We start from the raw sequence: 20,521 nt of genomic DNA on the forward strand, positions 1-20,521 counted from the left end.
TCCGTGGAACGTGATGGATGGCGCGCTCCGTGCGCCGGGCAGGGCAAATCAACCGACACAGGTCGGCTGAATGTTCTAGCGTGTAGAAGCAGGTATAGCCGACGGCAACGGAGGGCATCGATGGATCTTCGTACAAAAGGTTTCACGCTGATCGAGTTGCTCGTGGCGATCGCCGTGTTTCTGGTCCTGATCACTTTGGCGGTCCCGGCTTTTACCCGTTCGATACAGGGCAGCAAGGCCGATACCGAGATGGGTGACTTGCAACGAGCGATCAACTTTGCCCGCCTTGAGGCGATCAACCGCGGTGTCACCACCCGTTTGCGGCCAACGGCTGGCGGTAGCGTCTGGACCGGTGAGCTGGCGGTCTACGACAGTACTGGCAATCCGGCCAATGTATTGCGGGTTGTTCCAGCGATGAGCAGCGGCGCGACTCTGACGCTACCCTCAGGAGTGACCGCACTGGATTTCAATAATCTCGGCGGTCTGGCGGCACCGTCAACGGCGGTGGTCATCAGTTACACGCTGGGTACGCAAAGCAGGACGCTGAACGTGTGTCTGAACGGACGAATTCAATTGGGTGGGAATTGCGGATGAGGGCAGGGAGTCAACGCACGCAGCGAGGGATGACGCTGATCGAGGTGCTGGTCGCTTTGCTGATTCTCACGGTCGGTTTGCTTGGCGCGGCGGCAGTGCAACTCAATGCGCTGAAGTACACCGACAGCTCGCGGATGACCAGCCAGGCCAGTTTCATCGCCTACGACATGATGGACCGCATCCGCGCCAATTCCGCTGCCGACTACACCGCCACGCCGCCGACCTCGGGCAATCTTTCGGTCGCGCGGGATCAGGACCTCTACGATTTCACCACCAACATTGCCAATTTCGGCGGCCCGACTGCCACCGGCAGCATCACCCGCAATCAGCGCGTGTACACCATCACTATCACCTGGAACGACGCACGGGCAGCCAACACCGCGAGTGCTGCGCGCAGCTTCGTCCTCAGCAGCCGCGCGGCGGTCGATCCGGTGGTGTCACCATGAAGCGTCAGCAACAGGGTTTCGGCCTGATCGAATTGCTGGTCGCCCTGGCGCTGGGTCTGATCGTGGTGCTCGGCGTGGTGCAGATTTTCATCGCAGCGAAAAACACTTACGTCAGCCAGAACAGCGCCGCCGCGATGCAGGAAGACGCGCGCTTCGTATTGAGCAAAATGGTTCAGGAAATCCGCATGGTCGGCATGTTCGGTTGTCTTGGCACCATCACCGATTCCAGCAGTGCCGGCGATTTCAACGGGGCGCAACTCGCGCCGATCAGTTGGGACAATGCCAACCTGAAACTGACCCTGGTCACCGCCGACGTCGGCAATGCTGGCGGTACGCCAACCTGGACGGTGCTCTCCGATTGCCGCAACAGCGCCGTCGCGTATACCGGCTTGCGTGCGGCGGCCAGCGGGCAGATTGCGTTCCCGATCCGGCGGCTGGTCTACAGCTTCAGCAACAACCAGATCCTGATGGGCACCGGCAGCGGCAACCCGACGCAACAGGTACTGGTGAATAACGTCAGCGCGTTCAACGTGATGTTCGGGCTGGCCAGTTCAGCCACGGATATCGCGGCGTCGACCTACAGCGCCAACCCCAGCGATGCGGCGCGCATCCGCAGTGTGCGCCTGAGCCTGACCCTCACCGACCCGAACAATCGGGTCGCCAGCCAAACCTTCAACGTGGTTGCCGCCTTGCGCAACCGCTTGCAGTGAGGGGATGACCATGAGGATCTCTCTGCATCAGCGGCAGGCGCAACGCGGCATGGTGTTGCTGGTGAGTCTGGTGTTCCTGTTGCTGCTGACTCTGATTGGCCTGTCGTCGATGCAGAGTGCCAACCTGCAGGAAAAAATGGCTGGCAGCGTCAGCCTGCGCAACCAGTCGTTCCAGGCTGCCGAAGCCGCGCTGCGGATTGGCGAAAGCGCGGTGCAACTGGACAGTTATTCGCTGGCGGTGTGCAGCGGCACTCAATGTGCGCCGCCGGCAGAATCGACGGTGGTCAGCGCAGCGGGGCTCAACTCGACGTCGGGAGTGACCTGGATCGCTGCGGGCAACGGCTTTTATGGCGTGCAGAACATCGGCACGACATTGACCGCGGTCAACGTGCCGAGCAACACCTCGGCGACCCTGTACCGGGTCACTGCTGTCGGTATCGCCGGTAGCTCGCGCAGTGTGCTGGAGAGTGTGTATGCGAAGTTTTGAGCGCTGCCGGACGTTGCTGCTCGGCATGCTGCTGAGTTTTTATCTGAGCTCGCCGGCCTACGCCTTCACGCCCTCCGACTCGCCTTTGCTGAGCGCAGCCGCCGTGCCGCCGAACGTGATGCTGCTGATCGACGATTCGGGGAGCATGAACAGCATCATTTATGCCGCCGGATTTGATCCGAATATCAACCGCACACCGGCGCGGCAGTGCAATGCCTTTCTCGGATTGTGCTCTGCGCTGAATGCCCCGCAGATCACCGGCGACCTGGTGTTTCTCTCGAGCCTGCCAACGTCCGGCTGCTCGGGCGGCGCGTATGCGTTCTACAACAACAGCGTCGCGCCGTTGTGCCTGAAGTTGCCCGACCCGGTGGGCAACGAGAACACCCGTTATTCCGCTGATTACATTTCCTACATCGTCAGTCTGGCGATCAGCACCGGCACCCGCGACTTCACCACCGGGGCGATTCCCAACGATTACCGGATGAATGTCGCGCGCAACGTTTCCACCGCGCTGGTCAGCAGCAACCGTTCCTTGCGCATGGGGCTGGCGACGTTCAACCCGGCCACCAGCACCAACCCCGGTAACGGAGGTTTCATCCCGCGCGCGATTACCGATCTGTCGCCGGTAACGGGCAGCGTGACCCAGGCGCAAGCCGATACCAACTACAACGCGCTGATTTCATCCATCAACGGTTTGAACGCGGTGGCCAATACGCCCTTGGCGGAAAGCTATTACGAGATCACCCGTTACATGCGCGGCATCGCCCCTTTCTACAACGGCACGCCGAGCACCTACACCAGCCCGATTCAGTATCGCTGCCAGAAAAACTACGGCGTGGTGATTACCGACGGCTTGCCGACCTACGACCGGACCTTCCCGACCAACGACCCCTTGGGCGGCAATCGGTTGCCGAACTGGGATGGCGTCAACAATGACGGCGACAACCTCAACGGCGATGGTGAGGGCGATACGCTGTATCTGGATGACATCGCCAAGTTCGCCTTCGACATCGACATGCGCTCGACCGGCACCGATGCGGCAGGCAAAAGCTGGAACGCGGTGGATTTTCCCAAGCAGAACATGAACACCTACACCGTCGGTTTCGCGGCGGATAACGACATGCTGTCCGATGCCGCCAGTTATGGGCAGGGCCGGTATTACCAGGCCACCGACAGCTCCGGACTCAACGCGGCATTATCGTCAGCATTGAGCGACATTACCTCCAAGGCTGGCTCCGGCGGGGCCGGCGTCGCCAGCAGCAGCTCGTTGAGCAGCGGCAGCAGTTTTTATCAGACCACTTACGACCCCAAGGATTGGCGCGGGACAATCAGATCGTTCGGCTTTACCTCGACCGGTACGGTGAATACGTCCAGCGCGCAGTGGACAACCGACACGACCATCGTACCGTCCGCCACGGCACCGACCTTCCAGTCGTGGAACACCGTGAGCAACGCGCCGATATCCCTGGCCTTCGGCAACTTTTCCCCCGCGCAGCAGACCACACTCAATCAGGGCTTGCCTACCGGCATCAGCGGCAATGATCTGGTGGAGTGGAGCAAAGGCACCAACAAGGCCGGACTCAAAGTGCGCAGTGTGTTGCTCGGCGACATCATCAATTCGCCGCTGGTGCTCGCGTCGCCTGCGGACAAGACCGCGTCCGATCTGTCCGCCGATACCAGTTACACCACTTACCTGGCGACCAAAGCGGCCAACATGAACAGCAGTCTGGTGGTCAACGCCAACGACGGCTTCGTCAACGTGATCAATTCGGCGAACGGCACGCGCCGTTATGCATACATGCCGTCCAGCGTGCTGCCGTCGTTACGCCTGATCGCCGACACCAACTACGTCAACGGCGTCAGCCACAAGTTTCTCGTGGATGGACAGGTCGGGGTGTTCGACGTGCAGTCCGGGACTACCTGGAAAACCCTGGCGATTGGCGGCACCGGTGCCGGCGGTAAGACCTTCTACGGGCTGCAACTGTTCGATGCTTCGGCGGGCAACGTGATCCGTGCGCTGTGGGAGGTCAGTGCGCCGGTCAGTGCCAACACGGCCAACGCATTCAATGATCTGGGTTATGCCTACGCACGCCCGGAAGTGGCACGCTTGGCCGATGGTCGTTGGGCCGCGTTCATTGCCAATGGCTACGGCAGCAATTCCGGCGTCGCGGCGTTGTACGTGCTGGATGTGCGTGATGGCTCGTTGATCAGGAAAATCGTTATCGACAACACGGAAACCACCAATGGCCTGTCCTCGGTGGAGCTAAGGGTCAATTCGTCGAACGTGGTGCAGGCGGCTTACGGTGGTGATTTGAAAGGACGGATGTGGAAATTCGACTTGAGCACGACGGCCCCGGAGAGCTGGGGCGTGGCGTTTGCCGGCAACCCGTTGTTCACCGCACCGGGCGGGGCGACGCAGCCGATCACCGCGCAACCGCTGCTGGCGGATAACCCGCAGGGTGGCAAGCAGGTGTTCTTCGGCACCGGCAAATTCAACGAAACCGCCGACAAGAGCAACAAGGATCTGCAAGCGTTCTATTCGGTATGGGACGCCGATGGCGGTTCGGGACAAATTACTGTCAGCAGCTTGCAGGCGCAGACGATTACCGGGTCGTTCTCCGGCAGCACCGGGCAGTTCGTGACCACCACGCAGAATGAGACGACGTATCCGGGCGAGAAGGGCTGGTATTTGCCGCTGGTGTATAACAACGTGCTGACCGGCGAGCGGGTGATCAATCAGGCGAGCATTGTGCTGGGGCGAATCGTCTTTACCACGGCCAGCGTCGATACCACCGATCCTTGTTCGAGTTTGGGGACTGGCAAGCTAATCGAACTCGATGCGTTCAGCGGTAAGATGCTCAACTATGCGGTGCTCGACACTACGAACGATAGGGTCGTGGACGGTAATGACACTATCTCCAGTGGTGTGGTATTCACCGGCGGCATTCCGACCCTAAATTTTATCTCCCAAAATGCTGAGGATAAGGTTGCGGGCGATACAAGTGGCAAACTTACGATGATCAAGGAAAAGGGCGGTGGCGGCAGCCGTCGTATCATGTGGCGACAAATCCAGTAAGCGAGAATTTGAGGCATGCGCAGAACCAACCGAGGTTTCACCCTGATCGAAATCATGATCGTGATTGCGATCATCGGGATCGTCATCACCATCGCCGCACCGAGCTACACCGAGTACCTGAAAAAGGGCCGTCGCGCCGAGGTGGTATCGCTGCTCTCGGAACAGGCGCAGATCCTCGAGCGGTTCTACACCCGCAACAATGTCTACATCGGCGTCACCGGGCTGAGTGCCGGCAATGATTTCTATACCCTCACGCCGACGATCACTGACCAGACCTTTGTGCTGACCGCAACACGCAAGAGCGGCACGTCGATGGCCACTGACAAGTGCGGCGATTTCACCCTGACCAACACCGGTGTCAGGAGCATGAACAACGCGACCACCGGGCTGACCACCAAGGATTGCTGGGGCCGCTGAGGCGCTTTCTTTCGGGCGCCTTTTGCGCCCACTGTCTTTTTTACGGTTGGATCAAACATGACCAGGCAACAGCAAGTGGTGATTGTCGGTGGCGGGGTGATAGGCCTGCTCACCGCCTACAATCTCGCCTCCGAAGTGCGCAGCGTGGTGCTGCTGGATCGTTCGAACCTGGGCCAGGAATCGTCCTGGGCGGGCGGCGGTATTGTTTCGCCGCTGTACCCGTGGCGCTATAGCCCGGCGGTCACCGCGCTGGCGCACTGGTCGCAGGATTTCTATCCACAGCTCGGCGCGCGGCTGTTTGCCGACACTGGCGTTGATCCGGAGGTCCACACCACCGGTCTGTACTGGCTGGATCTGCACGACGAAGCCGAAGCACTGGCGTGGGCCGAGCGCGAAAACCGCCCGCTGCGCTCTGTGGATATCTCTGCGGCGCATGACGCGGTGCCGGTGCTGGGCGGCGGTTTTTCGCGCGCTATCCACATGGCCGATGTCGCCAACGTGCGCAATCCGCGGCTGGTGAAATCCTTGAAAGCAGCGTTGCAGGCATTGCCAAACGTGACCATTCACGAGCAGTGCGAAGTCAGCGGTTTCGCTCGCGACGGCGAACGTGTGATTGGGGTTGAAACGGCCGGTGGCGTCATCGCTGGCGATCAGGTGGTACTGACTGCGGGGGCGTGGAGCGGCGACTTGCTCAAGACCTTGAACCTGACGCTGCCGGTGGAGCCGGTCAAAGGGCAGATGATTCTCTACAAATGCGCGGCGGATTTTTTGCCGAGCATGGTGCTGGCCAAGGGGCGTTATGCGATTCCACGTCGCGACGGGCATATTCTGATCGGCAGTACGCTGGAGCACGCAGGCTACGACAAGACGCCCACCGACGTCGCGCTGGAAAGCCTCAAGGCATCGGCGGTCGAGCTGTTGCCGGCGCTGGCCGATGCGCAAGTGGTCGGGCATTGGGCCGGGTTGCGTCCGGGCTCGCCAGAGGGGGTTCCTTACATCGGCCGGGTGCCGGGGTTCGATGGCTTGTGGCTCAATTGCGGGCATTACCGTAACGGGTTGGTGCTGGCGCCGGCGTCGTGTCAGTTGTTTGCCGATGTGATGTTGGACCGGACGCCGATTATTGATCCGGCGCCGTATGCACCTGAGGGTCGTATTTGAGCTGATAAGTCTTCGGTGTCTGATAGGCCGTCATCGCGAGCAGGCTCACTCCTACAATTGTTCTTTGCTGTACACAAAAAGCATGCACACCAAAGACCCAGTGTAGGAGCGAGCCTGCTCGCGAAGGGGCCCTCAATCCAGCCCCAGTTTCTTCAGCCGGTAACGCATCGACCGAAACGAAAGACTCAGGCGCTGCGCCGCCGCCGTGCGGTTCCAGCGTGTCTCTTCCAGCGCCTGCAAGATCAGCTTGCGCTCGACGTTCTCCAGATAATCTTCGAGATTGTCGATTTGCGTCAGATCGGCAATCGCGCCGTCCGCCGCGCAGTTGCCTTCACTGAGGCGCAAATCATCGGCCTCGATCGTACGGTTCTCGCACAGGGTATGCGCCCGTTCAAGAACGTTTTCCAGTTCCCGCACATTGCCGGGAAAGCGGTAATTCTTCAGTGCTTCCAGCGCCTGCGGGTGTAGATGCGCAGCTGGCTGGCCAGTGTCGTTGGCCAAGCGGCTTGAGCATGTGCGCCGCTAGCACTTCGATGTCATCGCGCCGCTCGCGCAGAGATGGCACACGCAGCTCGATCACATTCAGGCGGTAATACAGATCCTGACGAAAGCGCTCAGCGGCGACCTCGGCATCGAGGTCCTTGTGCGTGGCGCAGAGAATCCGCACATCGACCACGGTTTCCTGCTGGCCGCCGACGCTGCGCACGGCTTTTTCCTGAATCGCCCGCAACAGCTTGACCTGCATCGACAGCGGCAGGTCTGCCACTTCGTCGAGAAACAGCGTGCCGCCATGGGCCGCTTGAAACAGCCCCGGCTTGTCTTCGACCGCGCCAGTGAAACTGCCTTTGCGATGACCGAAAAACTCGCTTTCCATCAACTCCGACGGAATCGCCCCGCAGTTGACCGGCACGAACGACTGGCTGGCGCGTGGCCCTTGTTCATGGATCAGCCGGGCGACCAGTTCCTTGCCGCTGCCTGATTCACCGCTGATGTACACCGGTGCCTGGCTGCGCGCGAGTTTGTCGATCTGCTTGCGCAGGTTGCGCATCGGCGGTGAATCGCCGAGCAAATGCCGATCGATCGGTGTGCAATGGCCACCCGCTGCCGGCATGCGCAAGGCGCTGCTGACCAGTTCGCGCAGGCGGGTAAGGTCGACTGGTTTGGTCAGGAAGTCGAACGCGCCGGCCTTCAAGGCGTTGATGGCGGTTTCCAGGCTGCCATACGCGGTGATCATCGCCACCGGCAGTTGTGGATAACGTTGCTGGATGTGCTGTACCAGTTCCAGCCCCGTGCCGTCGGGCAGGCGCATATCGGTCAGGCACAGAGCGAACGCCTCGCGCTGCAACAGCGTTTGCGCTTCGGCCAAATTGCGCGCGCTGTAGGTGTCGAGTTTCATCCGCCCCAAGGTGATTTCCAGCAGTTCGCGGATGTCCGGTTCGTCGTCAACAATGAGGATTTTTTGCCGTGGGCTTGTATTCAACTTTGTTTCCGTCCGTGAGCAAAGGTGATGCAAAAGCAGCCGCCGCCTTGGCGTGATTGAAAGTCTAGGCGCGCTTGGTTGCTTTCGCACAGCTCACGGGACAGATAAAGCCCAAGGCCGGTGCCCTGGCTGCTGGTGGTGAAGAACGGTTCGAACAGATGCGCCTGTTCCTCGGCCGGTACGCCGGGGCCGTTGTCCTGTACTTCGAGTACCGCCAACTGGCTGTCCGGGTCGGTGAACAGCGCCAGCCAGACCTCGGCCTGATCGTGCAGCAGGGCACTGTGACGCCAGCCGTTGCGCAGCAGGTTGTCGAGGATCTGCCGCAGCTGGTTCGGGTCCATCAGCGTGGTGAAGTCCCCGGAATTGATTCGCAGATGAATCTGCTGGCGCTCGCTGGCCTGCTCGCGGCTTTCGGCAACGAAGTTCTCCAGCCACGGTTTGAGGTCCAGCCGTTGCGGGGCACTCTGCTGGCGGCGGGACAGTTGCAGGACGTTTTCGATGACTCGGTTCATGCGCTGGGAGTGATCTTGAATAATCTGCGTCAGACGCCGATCGGCACTGTCGAGTTCCTCGGACTCGGCCAACAGCTGCGCGGCGTGGCTGATTGCGCCCAACGGATTGCGAATTTCGTGGGAGATGCCGGCGGTCAACCGCCCGAGCGCGGCGAGCTTCAATTGCTGCGCCTGTTGGGTAATTTGCGCGAGGTCTTCAAGAAACACCAGGGTGCGCGGATTCGGGCTCTGCTCTAGCGCGATGAAATTCGGTTGAAGTTCTATGCCATTGCCGGGCACTTTCAGGCTTTGCGGGCGCAGGGTCGGGTTGTTCATCCACAGCTGCAGGCGCTCGACCAGCGTCGGCGAAAACTCATCGATCAAGTGGCCCTGCAATTGTGATCGGGCGAGCAGGGTTTGTGCGCTGTGGTTGGCCAGCAGTACGCGATGCTCGTGATCGAGGACGAGGATGCCGGTGCGCATGCGTTGCAGGATCAGAGCATTCAACGCTTCGAGGCCCACCACTTCACTGGCGCGCTGCTCGGCCAGGGTTTCGCTGACCTCAAGGCGACGGACCAGCCCCTGCACCAACAGCGATGCGGCAAAACACAAAGCGCCGAGTGTGCCGGCCTGCAAGTATTCATTGGCGCTCAGTGAGTGGTTGATGCCGAGCAGGAAACTCGAGCCGACAATGCCCAGCGCGGCGATGGCCGCAATCAACAGGCCGATGCGCCTGCGCAGCAGGGTATTGCTGATCGCCACGGACACAATCAGCAAGTTGCCCAGCGCACTGCCAACGCCGCCCGCAGCGAAGAACAAACCGCACAGAAGCAGCACGTCGACCAGTGCCAGGCTGAACAATTGCCCGGGCCGACGGGTGTTTTCGAGAAACACCACCAGCAGAATATTCAGAACCAGATACAGCCAACTGCCGCCGCGCAGCAAATCGTCGTTGGCCGACGTCAGCAGGCGGTTGTCCATGTTGCTTGAAATCAGCAACACCAAGGTGATGCCGACGCTCAGACGGTACAGGTGATAAAGACGCAGCAGACGCTGCGCCTGTTTGCTGTCGGAGGGGCGGCCTCAGCGACCACTGGCGCCCGGGCCTTGCTCGAGATGAGCCTGGCTGCAATACCACTGTTGCTGATTGCCCAGCGCGCGATCGCGGGGCAGGTGCACGCCGCAATGGGCACAGCGCACCATGGGCGCCGCGTCTTGCTCGCGAGAATTGCGCTGGGACTGATTGGAGGCGGCGGGGGCCTTGAATTTACGCCAGAGCCAGATGGCGGCGAAGATCACGGCGATCCAGAACAATAAACGAAGCATGATGAGCGGCTTTTCGACTGATGATCCGGCAGTTTAGCCAAGGAGCCGAGCAGCGCACAGCGGATTAAAGCGCCGCAATAAAAAAGGGAGATCCGCAGATCTCCTTTTTGTTACCGCCGGTGTGCTCAGTCGAACACGCCGAAGGTCATGTAGCTGAACCACGAGCGGTCGGTGTCGGTGGATTCCGGCTCCGGCTCTTCGATCACGTCGCCGTTTTCGTCTTTCGGCTTGAGCTCGTTCGGGATCGCGTCTTTCGCGTCCTGGAACTGCTTCTGCACGTCCTGGTTGGCGCGGGTTTCGCCCGGCGGCAGCGGTGGACGCGACTCGATCAGGCCCAAAGTCGCCTTGCTCAGGAACGAGCGGTTGTCAGCTTCGGCAACGCGTGGCACGAACTGGCCGTCCTGCAGGCTTGGGTGATCCGGGTAGTTGAGCTTCAGGGTTTCCAGACTGGTGGCCGCCAGATCGTCCAGGTGCAGACGCTGATAGGCCTCGGTCATCACCGCCAGGCCGTCGCCGACCGAAGGGGTTTCCTGGAAGTTCTCCACCACGTACTTGCCACGGTTGGCCGCGGCTACATAAGCCTGACGGGTCAGGTAGTAGTCGGCCACGTGGATTTCGTAGGCGGCCAGCAGGTTGCGCAGGTAGATCATGCGCTGCTTGGCGTCCGGCGCGTAGCGGCTGTTCGGGAAGCGGCTGGTGAGCTGGGCGAACTCGTTGTACGAGTCGCGGGCCGCGCCCGGGTCACGCTTGGTCATGTCCAGCGGCAGGAAGCGCGCCAGCAGGCCGACGTCCTGGTCGAACGAGGTCAGACCCTTGAGGTAGTACGCGTAATCCACGTTCGGGTGCTGCGGATGCAAACGAATGAAACGCTCGGCGGCGGACTTTGCAGCTTCCGGCTCGGCGTTCTTGTAGTTGGCGTAGATCAACTCCAGCTGAGCCTGATCGGCGTAGCGACCGAACGGATAACGCGACTCCAGGGCCTTCAGCTTGGCTGTGGCGCTGGTGTAGCTGTTGTTGTCCAGATCAGTCTGAGCCTGCTGGTACAGCTCGGCTTCGCTGAGGTTTTCGTCTACGACTTCCTTCGATGAGCAAGCAGCGGTCAATGCGAGGATGGCGATCAGCAGCAGGTGTTTCACTTGCATGGCGGCTTGCGTCCCTATGACGGCCGCTGTCTTGGGCGGGGCCGTCCTGTTATGATGAGCGCCCCGTTGAAAAGCCTCGGGGCAAAAGACGCCGTATTTAACCACAAGCGCGCAGCCGAAACCAAAGGCTGTGCCGACGCCCAGTCCGAGCATGTCCGATAAAATAGAACTTCGCGCAGAGGTGCCGTCCGAATTGGGCGGCCAACGCCTCGATCAAGTCGCCGCCCAACTCTTCGCTGAGCACTCGCGCTCGCGCCTTTCCGCCTGGATCAAAGAAGGTCGCCTGACTGTGGACGGGGCGGTGATCCGCCCGCGCGACATCGTGCATGGCGGTGCCGTCCTCGAACTGACGGCCGAGCAGGAAGCCCAGGGCGAGTGGATCGCCCAGGACATCGAGCTCGACATCGTCTATGAAGATGACGACATTCTGGTGATCAACAAGCCTGCGGGCCTGGTGGTCCATCCGGCTGCCGGTCACGCCGATGGCACGCTGCTCAATGCCTTGCTGCACCATGTGCCGGACATCATCAATGTCCCGCGGGCCGGCATCGTCCATCGTCTGGACAAGGACACCACCGGCTTGATGGTGGTGGCCAAGACCATCCAGGCGCAGACCAAACTGGTTGCGCAATTGCAGAGCCGCAGCGTCAGCCGCATCTATGAATGCATCGTCATCGGTGTGGTCACGGCTGGCGGCAAGATCAACGCGCCGATCGGTCGCCACGGCCAGCAGCGCCAGCGCATGGCGGTGATGGAAGGCGGCAAGCCTGCCGTCAGCCACTACCGCGTGCTCGAGCGTTTCCGTTCGCACACCCATGTGCGGGTGAAGCTGGAAACCGGTCGTACGCACCAGATTCGCGTGCACATGGCGCACATCAACTTCCCGTTGGTCGGCGACCCGGCGTACGGCGGGCGTTTCCGCATTCCGCCCGCGGCGAACCCGACCATGGTCGAATCGCTCAAGCACTTCCCGCGTCAGGCCTTGCACGCGCGCTTCCTCGAACTCGATCACCCGACGAGCGGTGAACGGATGAGCTGGGAATCGCCGCTGCCGGAAGATTTCGTCTGGCTGCTGACCCTGCTCAAGCAGGATCGCGAGGCATTCGTCGGATGAACTGGCTGACGCCGGACTGGCCAGCGCCGGCCAGCGTCAGAGCCTGCGTCACCACCCGCGAGGGCGGTGTCAGCGAGGCGCCGTTCGATAGCCTGAATCTGGGTGATCATGTTGATGATTGTCCTGAGGCAGTCGCCGAGAATCGTCGGCGCCTGACCGATCACTTCTTTATACAACCTGTCTGGTTACAGCAAGTTCACGGGATTACCGTGACGCAAGCTGATCCGGATGTGGTCGCGACCGCCGACGCCAGTTGGACCGACAAACCCGGTATCGCCTGCACGGCGATGACCGCCGATTGCCTGCCAGCATTGTTCTGCAATCGTGCCGGCACCCGTGTCGCGGCAGCACATGCCGGTTGGCGTGGCTTGGCGGCGGGTGTGCTTGAAGCTACGCTCGACAGCCTCGATGTTGCACCTGAAGACGTGCTGGTCTGGCTCGGCCCGGCCATCGGCCCAAAAGCCTTTGAAGTCGGCCCGGAAGTGCGGGAAGTCTTCATCAATCAATTGCCGGAAGCAGCCACAGCCTTTGTGCCGAGCAACAATGCTGGCAAGTTCATGGCAGACATCTATTTGCTGGCGCGCCAGCGTCTGGCTGAACGTGGCGTCACTGCGGTTTACGGGGGCGGTTTCTGCACCGTGACCGATCCGCGCTTCTTCTCCTATCGCCGTGCGTCGCGCACTGGGCGCTTCGCCTCTCTCGTTTGGATCACCCGCTAGACTTGCCTGACCTGTATCAACTCTCCGACGCTTGAATCTTGCAGAATCGACCGCATCTATAGCGGTATCTGGCAGGTTTCTTTATTCAGGATGGTTTCTTAGGTCCGGCCTGCTCAAAAGGAAGGTGACCCATGCGTATAGACCGTTTAACCAGCAAATTACAGTTGGCCTTGTCCGACGCCCAGTCGTTGGCAGTCGGCCACGATCATCCGGCCATCGAGCCGGCGCACTTGATGCAGGCCATGCTTGAACAGCAGGGCGGTTCGATCAAGCCGCTGCTGATGCAGGTAGGCTTCGACGTCAACAGCTTGCGTAAAGAGCTGACCAAAGAGCTCGACCAATTACCGAAAATCCAGAACCCGACCGGCGATGTGAACATGTCGCAGGATCTGGCGCGCCTGCTCAATCAGGCCGACCGCCTGGCCCAGCAGAAGGGTGATCAGTTCATCTCCAGCGAACTGGTGCTGCTCGCGGCGATGGACGAGAACAGCAAGCTCGGCAAGTTGCTGCTCGGCCAGGGTGTGAGCAAGAAAGCCCTGGAAAACGCGATCAACAACCTGCGTGGTGGCGAAGCGGTAAACGACGCCAATCACGAGGAGTCGCGGCAGGCGCTGGACAAGTACACCGTTGACCTGACCAAGCGTGCCGAAGAGGGCAAGCTCGATCCGGTGATAGGCCGTGACGACGAAATCCGTCGCACCATTCAGGTCCTGCAACGCCGCACCAAGAACAACCCGGTGCTGATCGGTGAACCTGGTGTGGGTAAAACCGCCATCGCCGAAGGCCTGGCCCAGCGCATCATCAACGGCGAAGTGCCGGACGGCCTCAAGGGCAAGCGTCTGCTCTCGCTGGACATGGGCGCGCTGATTGCCGGTGCCAAGTACCGCGGTGAATTCGAAGAGCGCCTGAAAGGCCTGCTCAATGAACTGTCGAAGCAGGAAGGGCAGATCATTCTGTTCATCGACGAACTGCACACCATGGTCGGCGCCGGTAAAGGCGAAGGCTCGATGGATGCGGGCAATATGCTTAAGCCTGCATTGGCCCGTGGCGAGCTGCACTGCGTTGGCGCGACCACGCTCAACGAGTACCGCCAATATATAGAGAAGGATGCGGCGCTCGAGCGGCGTTTCCAGAAAGTGCTGGTCGATGAACCGAGCGAAGAAGACACCATCGCGATTCTGCGTGGCCTCAAAGAGCGTTACGAGGTCCACCATAAGGTCGCGATCACCGACGGCGCGATTATCGCCGCGGCCAAGCTCAGCCATCGCTACATCACCGACCGGCAATTGCCGGACAAGGCGATCGACCTGATCGACGAGGCCGCCAGCCGTATCCGCATGGAAATCGACTCCAAGCCGGAAGTGCTCGATCGTCTGGAGCGGCGCCTGATTCAGTTGAAAGTGGAATCCCAGGCGCTGAAGAAAGAAAGCGACGACGCGGCGAAGAAACGTCTGGAAAAGCTCCAGGAAGAAATCGAGCGTCACGAGCGTGAGTATTCCGACCTGGAAGAAATCTGGAACTCGGAAAAAGCCGAGGTGCAGGGTTCAGCGCAGATCCAGCAGAAGATCGAGCAATCGCGTCAGGAACTGGAAGCGGCGCGGCGCAAAGGCGATCTGAACCGCATGGCCGAGTTGCAGTACGGGGTGATCCCGGATCTGGAACGCAGCCTGCAGATGGTCGACCAGCACGGCAAGAGCGAAAACCAGTTGCTGCGCAGCAAGGTTACCGAGGAAGAGATCGCCGAAGTCGTGTCGAAATGGACCGGCATCCCGGTGTCGAAAATGCTCGAAGGCGAGCGCGACAAGCTGATGAAGATGGAGAGCCTGCTGCACAAACGCGTGATTGGTCAGGAAGAAGCGGTTGTGGCCGTGGCCAACGCGGTACGCCGTTCGCGCGCCGGCTTGTCCGACCCGAATCGTCCGAGCGGTTCGTTCATGTTCCTCGGCCCGACCGGTGTCGGTAAAACCGAGCTGTGCAAGGCACTGGCTGAATTCCTCTTCGATACCGAAGAGGCGATGGTGCGTATCGACATGTCCGAGTTCATGGAGAAACATTCCGTGGCTCGTCTGATCGGCGCGCCACCGGGCTACGTCGGCTATGAAGAGGGCGGTTACCTGACCGAAGCAGTGCGGCGCAAGCCTTACTCGGTGATCCTGATGGACGAAGTCGAGAAGGCGCATCCGGATGTGTTCAACATCCTGCTGCAAGTGCTTGAGGATGGGCGTCTGACCGACAGCCATGGCCGTACGGTGGATTTCCGCAACACGGTGATCGTGATGACCTCGAACCTCGGCTCGATGCAGATCCAGGAACTGGTCGGTGATCGTGAGGCACAGCGTGCCGCAGTAATGGACGCGCTGACGTCGCACTTCCGTCCGGAGTTCATCAACCGCGTCGACGAAGTGGTGATCTTCGAGCCGCTGGCACGTGATCAGATCGCGGGCATTACCGAGATCCAGCTGGGCCGTCTGCGCAGCCGTCTGGCCGAGCGCGAGCTGAAGCTGGAATTGAGCCCGGAGGCAATGGACAAGCTGATCGCCGTCGGTTACGACCCGGTCTATGGCGCACGGCCGTTGAAACGTGCAATTCAGCGCTGGATCGAAAACCCGCTCGCACAGTTGATCCTTTCCGGTCACTTCATGCCAGGCGACACCGCGACCGGCACCGTCGAGAACGAGGAAATCGTTTTCAACTGATGCCACACGCCAGGTAAAAATCCGAGGCCCCACATTGTGGGGCCTTTTTTTCGTTAGGCTGTTGAACTCAAAGGAAAAGGCTTGTAAAGTGCGCCCCGCAGTCAGTCACCGGCAGCCTTTCAACTCACTGGGTTGAAAACTGAAATAAGTTGCAAATCATTAACTTGAAAGCAATTTAGGGGGTTGACAGAGGTGTTCTAGGTTGTAGAATAGCGCGCCTCAGACACACGAACGCAGCGATGCGAAAACGGTGTCGAGAAGCTTCAGGTTTCACCGTTGTAAATTGAAATATGTAGTTCCGTGATAGCTCAGTCGGTAGAGCAAATGACTGTTAATCATTGGGTCCCAGGTTCGAGTCCTGGTCACGGAGCCAATTTCAAACCGGGGTATAGCGCAGTCCGGTAGCGCGCCTGCTTTGGGAGCAGGATGTCAGGAGTTCGAATCCCCTTACCCCGACCATTTTTGGGTCGTTAGCTCAGTTGGTAGAGCAGTTGGCTTTTAACCAATTGGTCGTAGGTTCGAATCCCACACGACCCACCATTTTTGAAACCAGTTAGCGCTGGGATCGAATCTTAAGATCAGAGGCCAAAAGCGCTGATCGAAGAAGGCGATCTTTGAAAGGTCGCCTTTTTTTTACCGGGGTATAGCGCAGTCCGGTAGCGCGCCTGCTTTGGGAGCAGGATGTCAGGAGTTCGAATCCCCTTACCCCGACCATATTGAAAATCCTCGTATCGAAAGATACGGGGATTTTTTTGTTTGCTGAAAAGACAAATCCCTTCAAGTCGTCATACAACCGGCCGATAGCCCGCTAACACGAGGGGACTGCCATGGCTTCGCCCCTCGCATCTGGCCAATACAAGAATAAGGGCGTTCGTCATGTTGCTTCGTCAGTTGAATATTGCTCCGCGGGCTGCCTTGGGCTTCGCCCTGATCGCGGTATTGGTGGCCTTGCTCGGCGTGTTTGCCCTTGGGCAGATGTCGAGCATCCGCGACAGTGAAGTCGCCGTGGAGACTCAGTGGCTGCCCAGCATTCGTGGCGGCGATGAGATTCGCGAGCTGATGCTGCGCATCCGTACCATCTCCTTGCGCATGGCGCTGGACGAAGACCCAAAAAATATCCCGACCTATCGTGGCCAAATGGACACCCGCGACAAAGAGCTCAGCGAAAAAATCACCGCCTACGACAATCTGGTCACCACGCCAGAGGGCCAGCAGCTCTATGACCAGTTCAAGCAGACCTTTGCCGCGTACCGCACCGGGATTGCCCAATCGTTCACCCTGGCCGAACAGGGCAAGCGTGACGAGCTGACCAAATTGCTGCTCGTCGATATGAAGACCGTAGTCGATGGCTCGGGCAAGCAACTCAATGACCTGGCGGATCTGTTCGCCAAACAGGTCGCGCTGGAAAGCCAGAAGTCGGCCGCGCATTACGCCACGTCGCGCACCATCGTCAGCGTGTTCATTGCACTGGCGGCGCTCGCGACCGTGGCCCTGGCGATGCTGCTGACACGCAGCATTGTGCGACCGCTGAGCAGCGCAGTCAGCGCCGCTGAAAGCGTGGCGAAGGGCGATCTGACCCGTCCTATCGAAACCCAGGGCAATGACGAGGTCAGCCGTTTGCTCAAAGCACTGGCGACCATGCAACAAAACCTGCGCGAAACCTTGCAGGGCATCAGCGGCTCGGCCACGCAATTGGCCTCCGCTGCCGATGAGCTCAACGCAGTAACCCTCGACAGCACCCAAGGCTTGCAACAACAGAACAATGAAATCGAGCAGGCGGCCACCGCCGTCAATGAAATGACCACGGCGGTCGAGGAGGTCGCGCGCAACGCCGTGTCGACCAGCGACGCTACCCGCCAATCCAGCGATTCGGCGCAACTGGGGCAGGAGCGGGTCAGCGAAACCGCCAGCGCCATCAATGCGCTGGCCGCTGATGTGCAGCACACTGGCGAGCTGGTGCAATCACTGGCCAATCAATCCCAGGACATCGGCAAGGTGCTAGACGTGATCCGGGCGATTGCCGAGCAGACCAACCTGCTGGCGCTCAATGCGGCAATCGAAGCGGCGCGGGCGGGCGAAAGCGGGCGTGGGTTTGCCGTGGTCGCCGATGAGGTGCGCGCGCTGGCCCATCGTACGCAGCAATCGACCCAGGAAATCGAGCAGATGGTGCAGGGCATGCGCAACGGCTCGAGTCTGGCGCTGGAGTCGATGCAGGCCAGTGCTGCGCGTGCGAATACCACGCTGAGCATGGCGGCGCGCGCCGGTGAGGCGTTGCAGACGATCACCGCGTCGGTGCATGAGATCCACGAGCGTAATCTGGTCATCGCCAGCGCCGCCGAGGAGCAGGCGCAGGTGGCGCGGGAAGTGGATCGCAATCTGGTCAACATTCGTGATCTGTCGGTGCGCTCCGCGGCGGGGGCCGATCAGACCAGTGCCTCCAGCCACGAATTGTCGAAACTGGCCAACGCGCTGCAAGGCATGGTGCGGCGCTTTCAGTTGTAAACGCCAGACATGAAAAAGCCGCGCTTTTCTTAAAAAAGCGCGGCTGGATTGCTTGCTGAATCAGGCGCCGTCTTGATCTTTCAGATGCTCGAACAGGCCTTTGGGCATCTTCTTGCCATTGGCTTCGAAGTTGGCCTTCACGTTGTTGTAGGCCTCTTGCTCGTCGATGAAGCCGTCGTGGTTGGTGTCGATCTTGCCGAAGTCAGACTTTGGCGCAACCTTGATGAATTCCGCGCGGGAGACTTTGCCGTCACCGTCGCTGTCGGTCTTGGCCATCGAAGCATCACCGCATTTTCCTTCACCGCATTTGCCTTCCGGCGCTTTCACCGAAGTTTCCGCGGAGGCGACCATGTAGCCCTGTGCCAAGGGCTGGGCAGCAAACACCGAACCGGACAACATCAGCCCACCGGCGAGTGCGGCGCCGAACAGGCCAATGGATTTTTTACCGAGGGTCGAAGTACGCGACATTGACATTCTCCTGGCTGCACAGCGCAGCCACACGTTAAGGACGAAGCCCTGAGCAGGTGCGCTCGGGTGTGGCCATTAAGCGGCGGCGGTGTATCGCGACTGTGTCGTGGCGCGCGGGGTTTGTAAGAAAAAGTGAGATCTGCGCAGGCAGATACAGTGCGAAACATATCTGCCATTCAACACAAAACCCTGTGGGAGCGAGCCTGCTCGCGAAAGCATCAGATCAGTCGGCCACCTTGCTGACTGACAGAATGCATTCGCGAGCAGGCTCGCTCCCACAGGGGTAGTGTTTAGCTTTGATTTCGAGCCAGGCACAAAAAAGTGTGGGAGCCAGCAGGCTGGCTCCCACAGGAGAGGTGTACTGGGTCAGGATTCCCTTCCCAGGCCTTGATCAATGCAGCTTCAAACGCGGCTCGGTACCGCGGCCGATCTTGCTGCCGAGCATCAGCATCGCCGTGCGAAACGGCCCGTACAGCGCCATCTGGTGCATGCGGTACAGCGACACGTAAAACATCCGCGCCAGCCAGCCTTCGAGCATCACGCTGCCCGTCAGGTTGCCCATCAGGTTACCCACCGCCGAAAAACGCGACAGCGAGATCAGCGAGCCGTAGTCGGTGTATTTGTATTCCGGCAGGGTCTTGCCTTCGATGCGCAGCTTCAGCGACTTGGCCAGCAGCGAGGCCTGTTGGTGTGCCGCTTGGGCCCGAGGCGGTACGTTGCGATCGCTGCCCGGTTGCGGGCATGCGGCGCAATCGCCGAAAGCGAAGATGTTTTCGTCGCGGGTGGTTTGCAGGGTCGGCAGCACTTGCAGCTGATTGATGCGGTTGGTTTCCAGACCGTCGATGTCCTTGAGGAACCCCGGCGCGCGAATGCCCGCTGCCCAGACTTTCAGGCTGGCCTTGATCTGGTTGCCGTCGGCAGTGATCAGGCTGTCGGCAGTCACTTCGCTGACCGAAGCATTGGTCAGCACATTGACCCCGAGTTTTTCCAGGGTCTTGTGCACTGGCCCGCTGATGCGTTCCGGCAGCGCAGGCAGCACCCGTGGGCCGGCCTCGATCAAGGTGATGTGCATGTTTTCCGGTTTGATCCGGTCCAGTCCGTAAGCGGCCAGTTCATGCGCAGCGTTGTGCAGCTCCGCCGCCAGTTCGACGCCGGTAGCGCCGGCACCGACGATGGCCACGCTGATCTGCTCGACCACATCGGTCTGCCCGGCGTGGGCGCGCAGGTAGTGGTTGAGCAGTTGCTGGTGAAAGCGCTCGGCCTGTTTGCGGGTGTCGAGGAACAGGCAGTGCTGCGCCGCGCCCTGAGTGCCGAAATCGTTGGTGGTGCTGCCGACGCTGATCACCAGCGAGTCGTACGCAACTTCACGCGCCGGAACCAGCTCGATGCCGTTTTCGTCGTAAGTGGCCGCCAGCTGGATTTTCTTCTGCGCGCGATCAAGGCCGCTCATGCGCCCGAGCTGGAACTCGAAGTGGTTCCATTTTGCCTGGGCGACATAGTTGAGTTCGTCTTCGGAAGAGTTCAGCGACCCGGCAGCCACTTCGTGCAGCAGTGGTTTCCAGATGTGAGTGAGGTTGGCGTCGACCAGCATCACGCTGGCGGTACCGCGCTTGCCCAGGGTCTTACCCAGACGGGTAGCCAACTCCAGACCGCCGGCGCCGCCGCCGACAATGACAATACGATGGGACATGGGGA

General features: G+C 60.3%; 15 protein-coding genes, 4 tRNA genes and 3 pseudogenes. 16 read left to right on the forward strand and 6 right to left on the reverse strand.

Translation table 11 applies throughout. From position 1 onward, the window contains the following. Positions 1 to 120: 120 nt before the first annotated feature. From M0746_RS01105 to thiO, 7 genes are read left to right on the forward strand one after another with little or no spacing between them, the layout of a single operon-like run. Positions 121 to 594 (forward strand): GspH/FimT family pseudopilin, encoded by a 474-nt coding sequence (locus M0746_RS01105; RefSeq protein WP_208939712.1) that lies wholly within the window; start codon positions 121 to 123, stop codon positions 592 to 594. Further along, on the forward strand, positions 591 to 1,040 hold the full coding sequence (gene pilV / locus M0746_RS01110; protein WP_258447963.1) for a type IV pilus modification protein PilV: 450 nt from the start codon (positions 591 to 593) through the stop codon (positions 1,038 to 1,040). The genes M0746_RS01105 and pilV overlap by 4 nt, the downstream gene beginning before the upstream one ends. Further along, positions 1,037 to 1,750 carry a PilW family protein gene (locus tag M0746_RS01115; RefSeq protein ID WP_258447964.1) on the forward strand — a complete coding sequence of 238 codons (714 nt, stop codon included), beginning with the start codon at positions 1,037 to 1,039 and terminating at the stop codon, positions 1,748 to 1,750. Before pilV ends, M0746_RS01115 begins: the two co-directional genes overlap by 4 nt. Positions 1,751 to 1,760: 10 nt before the next feature. Beyond that, complete coding sequence (locus tag M0746_RS01120; protein ID WP_208939714.1) at positions 1,761 to 2,237, forward strand: pilus assembly PilX family protein; 477 nt, start codon at positions 1,761 to 1,763, stop codon at positions 2,235 to 2,237. Then, positions 2,224 to 5,313 (forward strand): pilus assembly protein, encoded by a 3,090-nt coding sequence (locus tag M0746_RS01125; RefSeq protein WP_258447965.1) that lies wholly within the window; start codon positions 2,224 to 2,226, stop codon positions 5,311 to 5,313. Before M0746_RS01120 ends, M0746_RS01125 begins: the two co-directional genes overlap by 14 nt. Before the next feature lie 15 nt (positions 5,314 to 5,328). Then, on the forward strand, positions 5,329 to 5,730 hold the full coding sequence (locus M0746_RS01130; RefSeq protein ID WP_208939716.1) for a type IV pilin protein: 402 nt from the start codon (positions 5,329 to 5,331) through the stop codon (positions 5,728 to 5,730). A gap of 57 nt (positions 5,731 to 5,787) precedes the next feature. Further along, positions 5,788 to 6,888 (forward strand): glycine oxidase ThiO, encoded by a 1,101-nt coding sequence (gene thiO, locus M0746_RS01135; protein WP_258447966.1) that lies wholly within the window; start codon positions 5,788 to 5,790, stop codon positions 6,886 to 6,888. A 132-nt stretch (positions 6,889 to 7,020) separates the two neighbouring features. On the opposite strand, the pseudogene M0746_RS01140 reads toward thiO, so the two are convergent. From M0746_RS01140 to M0746_RS01155, 4 genes and pseudogenes are all read right to left on the reverse strand, one after another. Beyond that, positions 7,021 to 8,368 (reverse strand): annotated as a pseudogene (locus M0746_RS01140) (sigma-54-dependent transcriptional regulator). Then, positions 8,365 to 9,953: pseudogene (locus tag M0746_RS01145) on the reverse strand (sensor histidine kinase). Before M0746_RS01145 ends, M0746_RS01140 begins: the two co-directional pseudogenes overlap by 4 nt. Then, on the reverse strand, positions 9,943 to 10,185 hold the full coding sequence (locus M0746_RS01150; RefSeq protein ID WP_090286400.1) for a PP0621 family protein: 243 nt from the start codon (positions 10,183 to 10,185) through the stop codon (positions 9,943 to 9,945). Before M0746_RS01150 ends, M0746_RS01145 begins: the two are co-directional and overlap by 11 nt. 125 nt (positions 10,186 to 10,310) lie before the next feature. After that, positions 10,311 to 11,327, reverse strand: coding sequence for an outer membrane protein assembly factor BamD (locus M0746_RS01155; RefSeq protein ID WP_258447967.1), 1,017 nt, complete (start codon positions 11,325 to 11,327; stop codon positions 10,311 to 10,313). A 151-nt stretch (positions 11,328 to 11,478) separates the two neighbouring features. On the opposite strand from M0746_RS01155, the gene rluD reads away from it, so the two are divergent. From rluD to M0746_RS29335, 9 genes and pseudogenes are all read left to right on the forward strand, one after another. Beyond that, positions 11,479 to 12,441, forward strand: coding sequence for a 23S rRNA pseudouridine(1911/1915/1917) synthase RluD (gene rluD / locus M0746_RS01160; RefSeq protein WP_016773140.1), 963 nt, complete (start codon positions 11,479 to 11,481; stop codon positions 12,439 to 12,441). Next, positions 12,438 to 13,160 carry a peptidoglycan editing factor PgeF gene (gene pgeF / locus M0746_RS01165; protein ID WP_258447968.1) on the forward strand — a complete coding sequence of 241 codons (723 nt, stop codon included), beginning with the start codon at positions 12,438 to 12,440 and terminating at the stop codon, positions 13,158 to 13,160. The genes rluD and pgeF overlap by 4 nt, the downstream gene beginning before the upstream one ends. 131 nt (positions 13,161 to 13,291) lie before the next feature. After that, the gene (gene clpB / locus M0746_RS01170) at positions 13,292 to 15,856 is read left to right on the forward strand and encodes an ATP-dependent chaperone ClpB (RefSeq protein WP_258447969.1); all 2,565 of its coding nucleotides are present in this window, start codon (positions 13,292 to 13,294) and stop codon (positions 15,854 to 15,856) included. A gap of 297 nt (positions 15,857 to 16,153) precedes the next feature. Next, positions 16,154 to 16,229, forward strand: a tRNA-Asn gene (locus tag M0746_RS01175). A 9-nt stretch (positions 16,230 to 16,238) separates the two neighbouring features. Further along, positions 16,239 to 16,315 (forward strand) — tRNA-Pro (locus M0746_RS01180). 5 nt (positions 16,316 to 16,320) lie between these two features. After that, positions 16,321 to 16,396: transfer RNA gene (locus tag M0746_RS01185), tRNA-Lys, on the forward strand. 97 nt (positions 16,397 to 16,493) lie between these two features. Further along, positions 16,494 to 16,570: transfer RNA gene (locus M0746_RS01190), tRNA-Pro, on the forward strand. Between the two features lie 162 nt (positions 16,571 to 16,732). Continuing rightward, positions 16,733 to 17,503, forward strand: a pseudogene (locus M0746_RS29330) (MCP four helix bundle domain-containing protein); the annotation flags it as partial. Further along, a complete protein-coding gene (locus M0746_RS29335) occupies positions 17,495 to 18,358 on the forward strand; it encodes a methyl-accepting chemotaxis protein (RefSeq protein ID WP_446731312.1) in 864 nt (287 codons plus the stop codon). The pseudogene M0746_RS29330 and the gene M0746_RS29335, both read left to right, overlap by 9 nt. 60 nt (positions 18,359 to 18,418) lie before the next feature. Here M0746_RS29335 and M0746_RS01200 read toward each other — a convergent pair whose 3' ends face one another. Together M0746_RS01200 and M0746_RS01205 are read right to left on the reverse strand one after the other, a co-directional pair. Beyond that, a complete protein-coding gene (locus M0746_RS01200) occupies positions 18,419 to 18,826 on the reverse strand; it encodes an HvfA family oxazolone/thioamide-modified RiPP metallophore (protein WP_258447971.1) in 408 nt (135 codons plus the stop codon). Positions 18,827 to 19,217: 391 nt separating this feature from the next. Beyond that, the gene (locus M0746_RS01205) at positions 19,218 to 20,516 is read right to left on the reverse strand and encodes an NAD(P)/FAD-dependent oxidoreductase (RefSeq protein WP_208939723.1); all 1,299 of its coding nucleotides are present in this window, start codon (positions 20,514 to 20,516) and stop codon (positions 19,218 to 19,220) included. Between the last annotated feature and the right edge of the window lie 5 nt (positions 20,517 to 20,521).

It is taken from the genome of Pseudomonas sp. S11P7 (assembly GCF_023195435.1).
In the GTDB taxonomy this organism is placed as follows: domain Bacteria; phylum Pseudomonadota; class Gammaproteobacteria; order Pseudomonadales; family Pseudomonadaceae; genus Aquipseudomonas; species Aquipseudomonas fluorescens_G.